This is a genomic window from Niastella sp. (assembly GCF_045805085.1).
In the GTDB taxonomy this organism is placed as follows: domain Bacteria; phylum Bacteroidota; class Bacteroidia; order Chitinophagales; family Chitinophagaceae; genus Niastella.
The window spans coordinates 1-16,979 of the sequence record NZ_JBJMLX010000041.1 but is presented as its reverse complement, the minus strand read 5'-3'; the positions used below and the strand labels follow the sequence as shown (position 1 = coordinate 16,979).

9 protein-coding genes are annotated in these 16,979 nt (G+C 45.6%); 5 read left to right on the top strand and 4 right to left on the bottom strand.

From position 1 onward, the window contains the following. Positions 1 to 1,507, bottom strand: a 1,507-nt coding sequence (locus ACJ751_RS01870; protein ID WP_407743677.1) for a glycosyl hydrolase family 95 catalytic domain-containing protein, incomplete at its 3' end; no start/stop codon positions are given. Between the two features lie 35 nt (positions 1,508 to 1,542). Beyond that, positions 1,543 to 2,379 (bottom strand): helix-turn-helix domain-containing protein, encoded by an 837-nt coding sequence (locus ACJ751_RS01865; RefSeq protein ID WP_407743676.1) that lies wholly within the window; start codon positions 2,377 to 2,379, stop codon positions 1,543 to 1,545. A 179-nt stretch (positions 2,380 to 2,558) separates the two neighbouring features. On the opposite strand from ACJ751_RS01865, the gene ACJ751_RS01860 reads away from it, so the two are divergent. Next, positions 2,559 to 6,653: a two-component regulator propeller domain-containing protein gene (locus ACJ751_RS01860; RefSeq protein ID WP_407743675.1), complete on the top strand. Its 4,095-nt coding sequence runs from the start codon at positions 2,559 to 2,561 to the stop codon at positions 6,651 to 6,653. A 79-nt stretch (positions 6,654 to 6,732) separates the two neighbouring features. Here the strand turns inward: ACJ751_RS01860 and ACJ751_RS01855 are convergent, their stop codons facing one another. After that, complete coding sequence (locus tag ACJ751_RS01855; protein WP_407743674.1) at positions 6,733 to 8,682, bottom strand: RagB/SusD family nutrient uptake outer membrane protein; 1,950 nt, start codon at positions 8,680 to 8,682, stop codon at positions 6,733 to 6,735. An 11-nt stretch (positions 8,683 to 8,693) separates the two neighbouring features. Beyond that, positions 8,694 to 11,819 carry a SusC/RagA family TonB-linked outer membrane protein gene (locus ACJ751_RS01850; protein ID WP_407743673.1) on the bottom strand — a complete coding sequence of 1,042 codons (3,126 nt, stop codon included), beginning with the start codon at positions 11,817 to 11,819 and terminating at the stop codon, positions 8,694 to 8,696. A 362-nt stretch (positions 11,820 to 12,181) separates the two neighbouring features. On the opposite strand from ACJ751_RS01850, the gene ACJ751_RS01845 reads away from it, so the two are divergent. From ACJ751_RS01845 to ACJ751_RS01830, 4 genes are read left to right on the top strand one after another with little or no spacing between them, the layout of a single operon-like run. After that, positions 12,182 to 13,228 carry a LacI family DNA-binding transcriptional regulator gene (locus tag ACJ751_RS01845; protein ID WP_407743672.1) on the top strand — a complete coding sequence of 349 codons (1,047 nt, stop codon included), beginning with the start codon at positions 12,182 to 12,184 and terminating at the stop codon, positions 13,226 to 13,228. Then, a complete protein-coding gene (locus tag ACJ751_RS01840; protein ID WP_407743671.1) occupies positions 13,225 to 14,346 on the top strand; it encodes an endo-1,4-beta-xylanase in 1,122 nt (373 codons plus the stop codon). The genes ACJ751_RS01845 and ACJ751_RS01840 overlap by 4 nt, the downstream gene beginning before the upstream one ends. Before the next feature lie 43 nt (positions 14,347 to 14,389). Continuing rightward, positions 14,390 to 15,865 carry an MFS transporter gene (locus tag ACJ751_RS01835; protein ID WP_407743670.1) on the top strand — a complete coding sequence of 492 codons (1,476 nt, stop codon included), beginning with the start codon at positions 14,390 to 14,392 and terminating at the stop codon, positions 15,863 to 15,865. A 12-nt stretch (positions 15,866 to 15,877) separates the two neighbouring features. Beyond that, a complete protein-coding gene (locus ACJ751_RS01830) occupies positions 15,878 to 16,903 on the top strand; it encodes a glycoside hydrolase family 43 protein (RefSeq protein ID WP_407743669.1) in 1,026 nt (341 codons plus the stop codon). The last annotated feature ends 76 nt before the right edge of the window (positions 16,904 to 16,979 follow it).

The following is a 16,979-nucleotide window of genomic DNA, read 5'->3' as shown; positions in this document are numbered from 1 at the left end:
CCACCAGCCAATGGTATTTGGGATGTTCTGTTAAATAATCCACATAAAACGTGGCGGCGCCTTTCAGAATAGGGTACACTGAGGCAAGGAACTTTTTATCGCCGCTATACAGGTAATGTTCCCACAGGTGCTGGCTGCACCAAGCTCCGCCTGCGCTCCATATTCCCCAGAAAATAGGGTCTACAGGACCGGTTATCCGCCAGAGATCCGTATTGTGATGCGCCATCCATCCCCTGGCGCCATACATGGTGCGGGCAGTCTCCTGCCCCGCTTCCGACATGTCTTTAACCATATGCAAAAAAGGTTCATGCAGTTCTGCCAGGTTGGTTTTTTCAGCCGGCCAGTAATTCATTTGGGCATTGATGTTAATGGTGTATTTACTGTCCCATGGCGGCTGCATTTTGCCATTCCAGATCCCCTGCAGGTTGGCAGGCTGACCACCAGGTTGCGAAGAAGAGATCAGCAAATAACGGCCGTACTGATAATACAGGGTCACCAATTGCGGATCATTGGCCGTGCGGAAATTTTTTAACCTTTCATCTGTCGGTAAGCTGGCTGCTTCTGTTGTACCCAGGTCAAGCGTAACCCGGTTAAAATATTTTTGATACGCTGCCATATGAGCACTTAATATAGCCGCATACGATTTCATATAAGCCTTGTTCAGGTAAGCTGCCGCCCGCTTATTTTCGTCCCCGCTTATGTCTTTGTAATTATTAAAATTAGTGGCAATAGAAATATAAATGGTAACAGCATCGGCATTTTTTACTGTAAGGGCCGTATCGTTCGACGACAGCGCGCCCCCTTCTGTTTTCAACCGGGCAATGCTTTTGAACTTTACCAAGCCTTTAACGCCCTCATGATCTGAAGTGGTTCCGGCTATCGTCAATTCTTTTCTGGCCGTTGTTTTAATAACGGCATTGGATTGCAACGTCGAAAAAAAAGCAGTAAATGAAATACGGCCGGGCTTATTCGCAGTCAGGCGCACCACCATTACCTGGTCGGGAATGGAGGCCAATACTTCCCGGGTATAGGTTACCTCATCTACTGTATAAACAGTTTTCGCTACTGCTTTTTCAATATCCAGCTCCCTGTAGTATTGCGTGTAGTTGTTGTGCCCGTCAAATACCAGTTGTAAACTGCCTACTGGCTGGAACATTTGCCCATGTGATCTTTTACTCTGAATGGTTTTGGCGGCCAGTTGCTCCGCTTCCTTTTGTTTGCCTTCAAACACCAGCTTTCTTATTTCGGGCAGGGACGCCAGGGCATCCGAATTGTCATTACGGTTGGGACTGCCAGTCCACACGGTGTGCTCATTCAACTGAACTGTTTCCTTTTCTACATTTCCATATACCATTGCGCCGAGCCTTCCATTACCTACCGGCAATGCATTTTCCCAGGTAGTACCGGCGGGTTGTTTGTACCAAAGTTTTAGATCTTTCCCGTTTTGTGAAAAACCGGTCGCAATCATTGATACAGATACTAATAAAGCACCAACATATCGTTTCATTTATTCAAACAGCTTTACATATTTAAGAGTTGCCATCACACAGCAACGGCTAAAAGCGATCGTTTCATAGTTGTGAAAGTGTTTTGCAGTACCTGGCTGCTTTCCTGTGCCCGTTGTTCCTTTTTGATGCGTTGCCAGGCAGCCGGGGTTACTTTATACTGTTTCAGGAATGCTTTTCCAAAACTGCTTTGAGATTGAAACCCCACCATTCTCGCAATTTCAAATACTTTGTACCCGCCCGCAGCCAATTGTTCGGCGGCCCTGTTTAGCCTGGCCTCATTTATTAATTCATTCGGTGTAAGGTTGGTGATGGTCTTTATTTTACGATAGAGGGTGGCCCGGCTCATATTCATAAGTCTGGCAAGCAGGTGTACATTCAGCAAAGGATCATGGAGGTGGCTGCAAATGCAACTGTTGAGATTTTTAGCAAACTCCTCATCGTTATTTAGATCGGGGAAATTGTTATTAACCGGAAAGGAAGAACCAACGTGCTGGGAAACCTTTATCCTGTTGATGATCAGGTTGTTGATCTGGGCATCCAGGTATTTCCATGGCATTGCAGGGTGCATGCAGGCATCGGCACCTGCTTCCAGGGCTTTTATTTTCACCTCAAGGGAATCTTCGGTCGTCAGTAAGATTACCGGGATGTGCGCATAGCGGGTAGCCGTTTTGAATTGCCTGCATAACTGCCAGCCATCCTGGGCCGGCAAGTGTACATTACAAATAATTAATTGAATAGAAGTTTTTTCAAATACCTTGAAAATTTCTTCCAAAGTGCAGGCTACAAATAAGTTGTACGCATGGAGCAGATCTTTGTGCAGGACGGGGCAGGGCTGTTCCGCCCCTGCAATCAAAAGGACATTATTTCGCATGGCAGCATCGTTTTAAGCAGTCAAATTTTTGTACGGAAAACAGAAACGTCAGTCGTACATTTAATAACAAATGTAGCCATGTCGCTGATGGGGGAATTGCCAACTTTGTCGGAAATTGTAGCAATTTTGTTCGATCCCTAAGGCGATCTTATATTACTTTACCAAAACGATTGCAAGACATGCGAAAATATATTTATATATTTTTGGGTTACCTGTTAATCACTTATCCCAAGGCCCAGGCTCAAACAGGGCAAATTAATTTCACTTCGCTTTCTACCAGGGATGGTTTGTTATCCAATTCAGTGAATGCCATCTTAAAGGATCGTTATGGGCTCATGTGGTTTGCCACTGATGATGGGTTGAATAAATTCGATGGAACCAATTTTACCGTATACCGCTATAATCCGGGCGACACCACCAGCCTGCGTACCAACGAAGTGCTTGCCTTACATGAAGACAGATCGGGTAATTTATGGATAGGCACCAGCGGTGGCGGCCTCAGCATGTATGACAGGAAAAAAGATCTGTTCGTACATTACCCGGTAAGAACCGGTACCCCCACCCTCTCGGGCAGCGATGTTATCAGGGGCATTTGCAGTGACTACCGCGGTAAAATATGGATCGCGCAATATGAAGGATTGTATATGCTAGATCCTGTAACCCAGTCCATTTCAAAATACCAGCTGCGCGATGAGGCAGGCAGACCGGTAAAAACAACCCTGCTTTCTATTTTTGAAGACAGTAAACAACGGTTGTGGATCGCGAGCGATAACGGCCTTTTCCAGTACAATGTTCGAACAAACAGGTTCAGGTTGTATGAGAACAACAAAACAGACCCTTCCAGTTTGCCCATAAACAAGATAAAAGCCGTGGCAGAAGACAAATGGGGAAATATCTGGGTGGGAACTACAACGGGGTTAAGCAGGTTGAAGCCGGATGGATCAGGATTCGTTCATGAAGGGTATTTAAACGGTACCGAAATTAATTATTTAGCCGGTGACGACCAGGGTTTATTATGGATAGGCACCTTCAAAGGCCTGTACGTTTACAACATCCAGGCAGGTCAATTTTCTGTTTTTACCCATGACAACCGCAACCATCAAAGCTTAAGCAGCAATGGGGTGCGGTGTATATATGTAGACAAACACGGCATTTACTGGTTTGGCACTTTCCAGGGCGGCATTTGCAAATACGATAAAAATCTTAATCTGTTCAACCTCACGCTAAGCAGTACTTTTCAGGAAAACAGGGCCAATATTGCCATTATCACCGCCCTTGCCGAAAATAAAAACGGCCATTTGTTATTGGGAACAAATGGCAACGGTTTATATGAATACGATGGTAAAAAAGATCAGGTATTTCCCGTGAACCTCCGGTTGAAAAACATCCCAGCCAATTCCCTGTCTGTGCTGGCTTTGCTGCGGACGCGAAACAATAAATTATATATCGGCACTTTTTCCCAGGGAGTGATCGTCACAGAATTACAAACAGGTGCGTGTAAACAACTGGTAAAGGGGCCGGGAATAAATGATCTTACCAGTAATGACATTTTCTGTTTATTTGAAGACAGTAAGGGCAATGTGTGGATAGGCACCAACGGCGACGGAATTATTATTATGAACAATGACCGGGTAATTGCCAGGTATTCTCCCGAAGGCACTGGGGTAGCGCGGCTGCCCATTAATGGCTATATCCGGGCCATTAAGGAAGACGCCAACGGCAATATATGGATCGGTACACATGGGGGCGGCATTGCCGTTTATGAACCCACCACTGGTAAATGGACAATATACACCCAGGAGAACAGCCAGTTGCCCAGCAATAAAATACAATGCCTGCATCGCGACAGCCAGGGGAAAATGTGGATAGGCACGTTTGGCGGACTGGCTGCATTCGATGCGAATAATCACCTGTTTACCTTTTTTTCTGAAAAAGACGGATTGCAAAACACCATGGTTTATCAGATTGTGGAAGATGCAACAGGTAAATTATGGATATCAACCAATACTGGCATAAGCAGATTTGATACGGGCACAAAAAGTTTCTGGAATTTCACTCATTTAAATGGTCTTCAAAACTCGAATTTCGTTCGCGGCGTTGGCCTGCGCTTAACAGATGGTGAACTGATTTTCGGTGGTTTGGAAGGGTTCAATCATTTTTATCCGGAACGGCTCACGGTTAATCGCAATGTGCCGCAGGTAACTTTAACCGATCTCAGGATCTCCAACAAATCTGTTCCTGCCGGTAACGATGCTCCTATTAAAGCGCATATTTCAGTAGCCAGCGAAATACGCCTGAATTATAAGCAAAACTTTGCGCTGGGTTTTGTAGCCCTGAATTATACCATCCCCAAACAAAACCACTATGCCTATAAACTGGATGGCTTTGATAAAGACTGGAACTATGTAGGCACAGCCAACATGGCCTCCTATACCAACCTGGATCCCGGGGAATATACTTTCCGGGTAAAAGCCAGCAACAATGATGGCATCTGGAGCACTAAAGACACCACGATAAAAATATTCGTAAAGCCACCCTTCTGGCGCACCACCTATGCCTATATATTTTATCTACTTACCATTGGGAGCTTATTACTGTACAGCAGGAACAGAGGTATCTCAAGGTTAAGAAAGAAGTTTGCTTTGGAACAGGAGCGGCAGGAAGTTAAACGGATCCGGGAACTTGACCGGATGAAACTGAAATTCCTCACCAACCTCAGTCATGATTTCAGAACGCCCATCTCGTTGATCATGGGTCCGGTTGACCAGTTGATGGAAGGAGAAGGAAACCCTGGAAAGCTTGAAAAATTAAGCATGATCAGGCGTAATGCGAGAAGGCTGCTGAACCTCGTGAATCAATTGCTCGACTTCAGAAAAATGGAAGAGCATGAATTGAAATTGCAGTTATCGAAAGGCGAGTTTGTTTCCTTTTTAAAGGAAGTGACAGAATCTTTCAGGGATATGTCGGAAAGAAAAAATATCCGGTTCACTTTTAAAACCTGTATCGACCGGCTGGATGCTTATTTTGACCGGGATAAAATGGAACGGATCCTTTTCAATTTATTATCCAATGCATTCAAATTTACATTAGCCGGCGGGCATATCACCGTTGACCTGCAGAAGGCTGTAGGTTCGGATGACCAGGAATACACCCAGGTGTGGATCAATGTGATCGATACGGGCATTGGCATTCCCGCAGATAAAAAAGACCTGATATTCGACCGCTTTTTTCAGAACGATACCAGCACAGCTATACTTAACCAGGGCACCGGCATTGGTTTGTCGATCACCAAAGAGTTCATCAAATTACATGGAGGAAACATAAGGGTAGAAAGCGAGCCCGGAAAAGGATGCGCCTTCACTATACAGGTTCCGCTTAAACACGCCCATGAAACCACCATTGCCGAACAACCGGTGGCGTCATCAGAAGAGGAAGGCCCGAACAACAGCCTGAACCCTTCGCCGGTAATGCAGGAGGAAGATACTATGAATAATGCGTTGTCTGTGCTGCTGGTAGAGGACAATGATGATTTCAGATTTTATATGAAAGACAACCTGCGGAATAAGTATAAGGTAATTGAAGCAACTAACGGCAAAGAGGGATGGCAAAAGACATTGTCCAATCATCCCCAGCTGATCGTAAGTGATATAAGCATGCCTGAAATGGATGGAATTGAATTGATTAAAAAAATAAAATCCGATAAAAGAACAAGTCATATCCCGGTGATCCTGCTCACTGCCATGACGGGACAGGAACAGCAACTCAAAGGATTGGAAACAGGCGCCAATGATTATATTACCAAGCCATTCAATTTTGAAGTATTAAATGCCAAAATAAAAAACCTGCTTCTTTTAAAGAACACCATGCAAAGCACTTACTCGAAGCAGATAAAGCTAACGGCCACTGAACCAGTAGTAGAATCGGCGGATGAAAAATTATTGACTGAAATAGCCACCTATCTTGAAAGCAACCTGACCAATCCGCAATTGTCTGTAGAGAACTTAAGCAAGCAGTTTGGGATGAGCAGAAGCACCTTATATGCCAAGCTGCTTGAACTGACCGGTCAAACGCCGGTGGAATATATTCGTTCATTCCGTTTGAAGAAAGCAGCCGCATTAATGGAAAAAAGCACCATGACCATCTCGGAGATCTCTTACCAGGTTGGCTTTACCACCTCTAATTATTTTGCCAAATCGTTCAAAAGCCAATTCAACATGCTGCCTTCAGCATTCATTGCAAAGGTTAGAAAAGCAAACCCAAACAAGGACAGTTAAATGGTTCTGTTTGGGTTATAGTAAAAAGGTTGGTTGCCCTTGCGGACAACCAACCTTTTTTTATTTAAGATGGACTTCCCTATTGATATACGGGGTTTTGGTATGCCTTTTTCTGATCGTCGGTCATATCCATGGCCTGGATCTGTCCGCTCGGAATTGGGCGCAGATAGAGATATGGTTGAATAGTGCGTGTGTACGTAACAGGGGTATGATCGCCCTTTGCAGTACCGCAAATTTTAAAAGAGCCGGCCAGTTCAGCCCATTTTTGGGTACGCACCAGGTCGAACCAGCGATAACCCTCGCCATAATATTCCCTTGAACGTTCTGCCAGGATATAGTAGATGTCTATAGTGGCAGGGGTGGCAGCGGTCATGGCGGCACTCTTGTCCTGCACTTTGGCCACGTTGCCATTGTTATCCCAGCTCCATTTACCTGCGCGGGCCCGGATTACATTGATCAATTCCCTGGCGCTTTTTCCGGCTTTGGGTGTTGCGCCCATTACGGCAGCTTCTGCAGCAACAAAGTACAATTCAGAGAACTTCGCAATGTTGTAAGGACGGGTAGAGGATGCGTTTGGTTGACCTACTCCACCGGCATTGTCAGTACGATAGGGACCCAGTTTCCAGAGCCCGGGATATACGATCCTGCTTATGCCATTCGGAGAGATCACAAAATCAGGTCTGCCCGCTAACACGCCTGCGCCGATATTGCTTTTATAGGTTGAATTGGTGTAATCGATAGGTGTAACCGGTTCATCGTTCAGAAAAGTGAGTAATGCATCACCTTGTTTAACCTGCATAAAGTTGGCATTATAATAAGTCGCAGTAGCATCACCCGCTTTATTCCAGTTGCCGCGATAAACGGTAGTAAATGTACCGTCGTAGCGGGAATCATTGGTTTTGTCGGCAAAGGTGTTTTTAATTACATCAATGGTAGGACACATACGGGTCCATGGGCGTCCCAGGTGCTGTTCGGCCTCCCGGATAATGGTGTTTTTAGCACCCCATGATGCCGCAGACGCACTGCTTTGGATCTCGGTATAGTTCCAGGTCATCATCCAACCGGCAAAATTATCCGGAGCGCCGCCACTGCCATAGGTAAGGCTGGAAGCATTATAAAACTCGCTTTTTTCCGTATGGTCTGCATACAGCATTATTTCATTGTTACGGTCTTTGGTTCCCACATGAATATCATAGAACGTAGGCTGTAATGCGAACGGACCAGGATTTTCTATAGCCGTTGTGGCTATATCGTATGCCTGCTGAAAATACCACTGTGCATTGTGCCCATCGGGATCAGTGCGGGGTGTTTCGGGATAAGTAGGAATATTATTAGGATTTTGCAGCCACCAGGCATATGTTAAATAAGCCTTGGCCAGATAAAGCCGGGCCAGTGCTTTGGTAACAGCACCGGTAGTTCGGGGCATTGCCGGCAAATCGTTTACTGCTGTCACCAGGTCGGGAAAGATGGCTTTCGTATATACCTCAGGTACTGTATTGCGGGTAGATATTCTTACGCTTGAGGTATTGAACTTCAGTTCTCCCGAACCAAGGTCTAACGGAACACCGCCAAATGTTTGCACTAACAGGAAGTAATCGAATGCGCGGAAAAATTTTGCTTCGGCGATAAGGGCCGCCGAAAGACCAACGGTGCTGGCATTATCAATAATACCATTGGCAGTGTTGATATTGGAGAAGGCTGTTCCCCAAATAACATCCGAACGGCTGGTTGAAGGCGTTAATTGGCCTACACCGGAAAGATCGTGGTCCTTGAAGTTCCCATCGGCCTGTTGCGCCCAGGTTGCTTCATCCGTTCCTGTTTCGCAGGCGTTATAATAATAAGCCTGGCCGTAAATATAACGAAGGTGGGCATAGAGCGATGTTATACCCCCCTGAATACCTTTTTCTGTTTTCAGAAATTCAGGCGTGTAAATACTGCGCGGTTCTTCTTTCAGTATTTTGGAACAACCTGCTGCCAATACGAGGATCAGCGCAGATCCTATAAAAATATTTATTTGTATGCGTTTCATGTTAACAGGATTTAAAGTGACAAATTAACGCCCAGCACATAATTACGGGTAGCAGGCGTGTTAAAACCTACAGTGAGAATACGTTTCTGAAAACCACCTGTTGCTACATTTTCATTGCCATAAGAATTGGTTTCAGGGTCCATACCAGATTCTTTATGGAAAGGAGAAAACAGCACGAACGGATTTTGTACAGTGAAGTACATACGCATTTTTACCGCAGAGGACCTGAGCAACTTTTCATTGAAATTATAACCCAGTGAAATGGTGCGGATCTTCACATAAGAGGCATCAAAATAACCCAGGGTGCTTGCATATTTTGGATTATCGCCACTGAGCGGGCCGGCAGGATTTGGATATTTTGCGCCTGTGTTATCAGGGGTCCAGTAATCCACTTTAATATTTCCCCTGCGACCGGTCATCATGTTCAGATAGCCAGCAGGGCCGTAGAGTGTGCTCACCAACACCCCGCCACTTTTAAAGATACCCACAACACCCAGGTCAAATCCTTTATAAGATACTCTTGTGTTAAAGCCACCCTGGAAATCCGGATCTACATCTATTACCTGCCTGTCATCGGGGCCGATTGCGCGTACCGGTGAACCGTCGGGATTATGATCGCCGGTGTATTTTGCTTTTATCATGCCTACTTTGCCTGCCGGTCCTTCCAGCACATTCAGGTATTGATCCTTGTCCTGCCATAAGCCCACTTTCTCGTAGTCATACAACGCATCTATGTTATGCCCAACGAACCAGGCATTGCCCTCATCGCGGGTTTGTCCCGATGCAAGCGATACCAGTTTGTTGCGGTTAGCATAAAAGTTGATGCCTGCATCCCAGTTCCAGCCGTTGTGATCTTTCAGTATGCTGCCATTAAGCGTCAATTCTATCCCTTTATTCTGTGTTTCTCCAATGTTTGAAGTAATGCCAGGCACGCCTGATGTACCAGGCAGGCTCAGAGGCAGCAGAATATCCTTCGTATTCGTTTTATAATATTCAATAGTACCCGACAGGCGATTGTTAAACAACGAGAAGTCGAGACCATAATTCCAGGTAACCGAGTATTCCCAACCCAAACTTGCATTTGGCAACTGGCTCACATAAGTCCCTACTGCGTAATTATCGCCAAAATTGTAAGGCCGCACAGTTAACCGCCCCAGGGTAGCATAAGGCGCCACTGCCTGGTTGGAGGTTTGTCCATAGCCTACACGCAGTTTCAAGCTATTGATGGGGGTAATTCCCTTCATGAAAGATTCATTCGCTATATTCCATCCTGCAGAGATGGCCGGATAAGTATGCCATTGATGGCCGGGTGCAAGCCTCGAAGAAGCATCAGAGCGCACAGTAGCCGACAGCATATAGCGGTTATCATAGGTATACATTGCACGGCCCATCCACGACATCAGGCCGGTCAACTGGTAGTCCTGGTTATTTGGATCGATCGTTTTTTCACCAACTGCCTGGCCCAGATTATAGAACTGGAAAGCGTCGGCAGGAAGATCCTTGGCCGACATAGACGATCTGCTATACTTGTTTTGTTCGGCGGAGTACAGGGCCACTACGTTCAATGTATGCTTGTGGGCAAAAGTGCGATCATAGTTCAACAGGTTCTCCACCACCCAATGATAGGTATGAGAATTACCGGTCCCGGCTGTGGAAACGGTCAACGGATTGCTGCTGCCTATGCCCTGGCCTGTATAATTGCCGTCGTTGGATTGAATAAAATCGAGACCGAGGTTGGTACGGTACTTCAACCCCTCTACCCAGGGAATTTTTACTTCGCCATACACGGAATTGTAAGTGGCATATCCACGGGTTTCACTTAACCACTGATCTTTTAATTTGTCTACTACACTTCTTGTAAGTACCCACTGGTCATCTAACGGCATCTTTATTATTCTTTTCAATGAACCGTCGGCATTATACGGGTTGGCAATTGGCGACATGCTTAATACCCCGTATAACCCTACCTGGCTGCCCTGGGTAAGGTTATAATTGTTATTTGTAGTAAAACCAATCCGCACATATTTACCTACTTCCTGGTCTAATGAACCGCGCATGGAATAACGCCTGTATTGCTGAGTGGGAATTACTGCCTGATTTTGATAGTAGCCTACACCGAAGTTGTAGCTGCCTTTTTCAGCGCCACCGGAAATATTAAGATCATGGCTTGTTACCGCGCCATCTTTATAAAACAGGTTTTGCCAATCGGTATTGGTGCTATCAGATTCATCGCCGCCTGGCTGTGTAGTGTACCTGCCGGATGCTTTACGAAGCGCAGCGAATTCAGGCCCGTTCATCATAGGCACTTTCGCAAACAATTTTTGTATGCCGTAATAGCCGTTGTATGATATTCTTGGTTTTGCCCCTTTTTGTCCTCTGTTAGTAGTTATCAAAATAACGCCGTTGGCGCCACGTGATCCGTAAATGGCAGTGGCGGAGGCATCTTTCAATACCTCAACACTTTTGATATCGTTCGGGTTGATATCGCCGATATTCCCGGGAAAGGGAATACCATCCAACACGATCAACGGATCGTTGCGATACAGATCGTTATCGGTGGTAAGCGAACGCGTGCCCCTGATACGGATCTGCATGGCAGCGCCGGGTTTGGAAGAAGTTTGTGCCATTTCCACCCCGGGTAAACGTCCCTGCAAAGCCTGTGAGATATTAGGCGCGGGCACCTCCCGCATTTTGTCGCCATTGATAGAAGCTACGGAGCCCGTTACTGCCTCCTTCCGTTGGGTGCCATATCCTACCACAATTACTTCACCCTCTATCTTTGCCAGGGGAAGCAGCTTTACTTCTAGGGTCTCCCTGTTATTGACGGGCAATTCCTGCCGTTCAAAGTTTACCGAAGTAACAACGAGGATACCGTTCGAAGGAACCGTGATGGCAAAATGGCCCTTTTCATCGGCATTTGTGCCAACGCTAGAACCTTTCAGGGAAATGGTAGCGCCGGCTACAGGTTGCCCCGATTCATCCAACACCCTGCCTTGCACGCGTATGTTGTTTTGCGCCCAAACAGGTAAGGAAAAAAGTAATGCAAAAAAGAAAGCTGTTGAAAACAGGAACCAGTTTCGTGCTGGCCGGTTCTGAAAGCGCCAGTTGGCTGTAATCGTTTTTAATAAAGCATTCATAAAAGCAGTTTTAAGTAATGATACCGCATTGTTTTTCTGCTGGCCGCGGGCATAGGATCACTCCAGTTTGCAACAGGTAAATAAATGTGTAAAAGACTTTTTTATGCCTTTATAATAAAAAAGGCAGAGAGGGGTGAGACAGTTGATGTACAATAAAACGGCAAGCATAATAAACAATTGGCGGATCGAATGTAGGTTTTTTTTCAAAATATTGCAACCGATTGCATCTTTTTTATAATTTTTTATTTCCTTGACCCGACTACTTGCCTCCTACCCATACTTATATATAAGCTGTTTATAAAAGAAAATTTGGTTGTACTACTTTTTTTACGATTTTTATGCAAGCGATTGCATTAACAAATATGCTTAATAAAGAAGTTACCATATACGACCTTGCCGAAAAACTAAACCTTTCACCCGCTACAGTAAGCCGGGCCTTGAATGACGACCCCGTGGTAAAAAAGAAAACCCGCAAGGTTATTCATGAAGCCGCAAAAGAGCTTGGGTATCGCAAAAACACTTTTGCCCGCAACCTGCGAAACCAGCGCACCAATACCATCGGCGTGCTGGTGCATGAACTGAAAAGTAATTTTATCACCTCTGTGCTGGCCGGCATAGAGAAAGTCACCACCGAAGCAGGCTACGATCTCATTATCGCCCATTCTTCAGAAAGCTTTGAAAAGGAAGCAGCCAATGCGTTGAACTTATTTCATAAAAGAGTAGACGGGCTGATAGCGTCGCTTGCTTCCAATACCGAAAACCTCGATCATTTCAATCCCTTCGAAGAAAAGAACATCCCGGTTGTTTTTTTCGACCGGGTAGAGGAGAATACGAACAGCACCAAGGTCATCATAGATAATTATACATGCGGTTACAAGGCCACACAGCACCTGATTGAACAGGGTTGCAAACAAATTGTACTGGTAACAGCAGATCTGAGGCGGAATGTGTACGGCCAAAGGCACAAGGGATATGTTGCCGCCCTGGCAGACGCCGGTATTGCCTATGATGAAAACCTGGTACTGATAAAAGACCTGAGCGAACATTGCGGCGTAGAAGCTGCCCTGGAGATCATTCGCATGAACAAAAGGCCCGATGGGGCTTTCATAACCAATGACTTTTCAGCAGCGGTTTGTATGCAAACGCTGAAAGAACATGGCATTCGCATTCCACACGACATTGCGGTGGTTGGTTTTAATGACGATGCCATCAGCAAGATCATTGAACCACAACTTACCACCATCAGGTACCCGGGTACAGAAATGGGTGAACTGGCGGCATTAAACCTGATCAATCACCTGCAGGGTTTAACCAATCTGCACCATACAAAAACAATTATTGTGCGGTCAGACCTCGTTATCAGACAATCTTCTTTAAGAAAAAGCTTCAATGAAACAACGCATCCATGATCAAGATATTTATAACCTTCGTTACACTTACTACTACCTGTTCTTTTGCGCCCCTGCAACTACAGGCGCAAAACCAGAGCCAGTCACCTATTCCTTCACTGAAAGAAACATTTAAGAATGACTTTCTGATCGGCACCGCATTGAACACTGCCCAGATACAGGAAAAGGACCCGGCTGCCGCTCAACTGATACCCCTGCAATTCAACGCAGCCACCCCTGAAAATATTATGAAAGCGGCTATCATCCATCCGGGATGGGACCATTATAATTTTACACTGGCAGACCAGCTGGTTGCATATGGCCAAAAGAACAAGATCAAAATAACTGCGCATACGCTTATCTGGCACAGTCAGTTGCCTGATTTTGTAAGAAGCATAAAAAGCCCCGATTCGCTCAGGCAGTTCTTTACCAACCACATTAGTACCCTGGCGAGCCGTTACGATGGAAAAGTATTTTCATGGGATGTGGTAAATGAGGCACTGGAAGAGAACGGCTCGTTGCGCAAATCGATATTCCTGCAGCTACTGGGTGAAGATTATATCGTGGAAGCATTCCGTCTTGCGCAAAAAGCAGCCCCCCATACAGAACTGTATTATAATGATTATAATATTGAGCAACCGAAGAAAAGAGCCGGCGCTGTAGAAATAATAAAAAAGATCAAGGCGGCCGGTGTGCGTATAGATGGCGTAGGTATCCAGGGGCATTGGCGGGCATCGCATATCCCATTGGCTGAAATAGAACAAAGCATCCTTGACTTTTCAGCGCTCGGGGTGAAAGTGATGTTCACCGAACTTGATCTCAGTGTGCTGCCTAACCCCTGGGACAGAGACAACGCAGACGTAAGCGCCACAGCCGGGAACAGTACAGGTAAAGATCCCTATCCCAACGGCTTGCCCGACTCGGTACAAAACGTATTGACCAAAGGGTATGAAGATCTGTTTAAGCTATTCCTGAAACATAAAGACAAGATCAGCCGCATCACGTTCTGGGGCGTAAATGATGGCCAGTCATGGCTAAATGACTTCCCAATCCGCGGAAGAACGAACTACCCTACCCTGTTTGACAGAGCCTATAAAGCTAAACCTGCTTTTTATGCCGTTATTGCAACGAAGAAATAGGTATTGCTGCAAAATGATTTACTGATATTAATTTAAAACATCAATGAACACCAGTCCGGGAAAATTATCTGTAGTCGAAAAGATCGGCTACAGCCTTGGTGATTTGGCCGCTAACCTCATCTTTCAGACGTTAATGGCATTTCTCGCCTTTTTTTATACTGATATTTATAAAATACCTGCCTCGAGCGCCAGCCTGGTAATGCTGGTGGGCGGGATCTTAGGCGCCTGTTTCAACCTGGTTATGGGCGCCATTGCCGACAGAACCAATACGAGGTGGGGCAAATTCCGCCCATGGGTTTTGTGGACGGCCGTTCCATTCGGTATTATTTCATTACTGGCGTTTTCTACACCCGACTTTGGAGAAAGCGGAAAGGTGCTTTATGCCTTTGTTACCTATTTCCTGCTGGTTATTGTATATTCCGCCAATAACCTTCCCTACTCCGCATTGAGCGGGGTGCTCACCGGAGACATGAAAGAAAGGAACAGTTTATCTTCCTATCGTTTTGTTTCCGTAATGGTAGCGCAATTCATCATCCAGGTATTTTTATTACCGCTGGCGCTTTCACTGGGTCATGGTAATAAAGCAAAGGGATTTGAACAAGTAATGTTCATTTTCGCAGCTACAGGTGTCCTTTGTTTTTTGATCACATTCCTCACTACCAAGGAACGGATAGTACCACCGAAAGAACAAAAAACAACCGTTGCGCAGGATTTGAAAGACCTGGCACACAACAGGCCCTGGATCATTATGCTCATCGTGACTGTACTTGTCTTTATTACGCTTGCACTGAAAGGTGGCATGAACATCTATTACTATAAATATTATCTCACGAACGACAGCCAGGTCGATTTCCTTAACAGCGTTGGGTTTAATAATATCGTCCAGGCCCTTGGTAACACCTTTGGCGCCGAAGCCTTTTCCGCATTCAGTCAACCAGACAGCGCACCCTATGCAGCTGCCAGCTTTGCCAATGCCTTTAGTACCATAGCCATGATAATCGGGATCTTTTTTACCAAACCCCTTGCTGACCGGTTTGGAAAAAGAAATGTGTTTGGTCTGTTCATTACCCTTTCGGCCTTCTGCCTTATATGTATCAGTTTTTACAATAACAATGCAGTCTGGCCTGTCTTTATCACACAGGTACTCCATGGTTTCCTTTATGGCATAACAATCCCCCTGTTGTGGGCGATGATCGCAGATGTAGCCGATTACAGTGAATGGAAGAACAACAGAAGGGCTACGGCTATCATTTTCTCTGCCATGATCTTTGGATTGAAATTTGGGTTGAGTATTGGAGGCGCTTTGTCGGCATGGCTCCTCAGCCGTTTCGGGTACCAGGCAGATGCCGTGGCGCAAACCCCTTCAGCTACCAACGGCATAAAGCTGTTGATAAGCGTAATTCCAGGAGCTATATTCATTGCAGGCGCCTGTTTGCTTTTTGGATACTCCATAAACAAAAAAGCCGAATTGCAAATTGAAAATGCATTGAAGGAAAAAAGAAAAGCACCCGCATTATAAAAACACATTCGTATGCCAGAAGATAATATTGCACATATCGATTTTGAACAACTTGACCAACAGGCGATCTCGCAACCACTGGTAAAACATATTTATACAGCCGACCCTTCTGCCCATGTATTTAATGGTAGAATATATATCTACCCTTCGCATGATATTGAAGCAGGGATCCCGTTTGATGACCTGGGCAGCCACTTCGCCATGGAAGATTATCACGTGCTATCTACAGATATAGATGGCAAAAATGTTACAGATCATGGCATCGCCCTGCATGTTAAAGATGTACCCTGGGCCGACCGGCAAATGTGGGCCCCGGACGCTGCTTATAAAAATGGAAAGTATTACTTATACTTCCCTGCCAAACGCGCCGATGGGATCTTCCAGATCGGTGTAGCGGTTTCCTCCTCACCAACGGGTCCGTTTTTAGCCGAACCCGAAGCGATAAAAGACAGTTACTCTATTGACCCCGCTGTTTTTTGCGATGAAGACGGCCAACATTATATGTACTTCGGCGGATTATGGGGCGGTCAGTTGCAGTCGTACAGGAACAACCAATACAATGCAAGCTTAGAGGAACCACAGCCCGCAGAACCCGCTTTAGGCCCCCGTGTTGCCCTGCTGAGGGACGACATGAAACAATTTGCAGAATCGCCCAAAGAGATCCTCCTTACAGATGAATCGGGCAATCCCCTGCTGGCCGGCGACAACAACAGAAGATTCTTTGAAGCCTCCTGGATGCATCAATATAAAGGCAAATACTATTTCTCCTATTCTACCGGCGATACACATTACATTTGTTATGCCATCGGGGATAATCCATATGGACCATTTACCTATATAGGCATTGTGTTACTACCTGTGGTAGGATGGACGAACCATCATTCCATTGTTGAGATCGATGGCAGGTGGTTCCTGTTTTATCACGACTCCAGTTTATCGCGCAGAGTTACCCACCTTAGATGCGTAAAGATGACCGAGCTATTTTATAATGAGAATGGCACCATCCAAACTATCAATCCATACAAAGACGAACAATGAAGCGCTATGTGCCGTTAATAATATGCTTCACAATTGCATTTGATATTTCATTCTGCCAGGTAAAATTGCCCCGTTT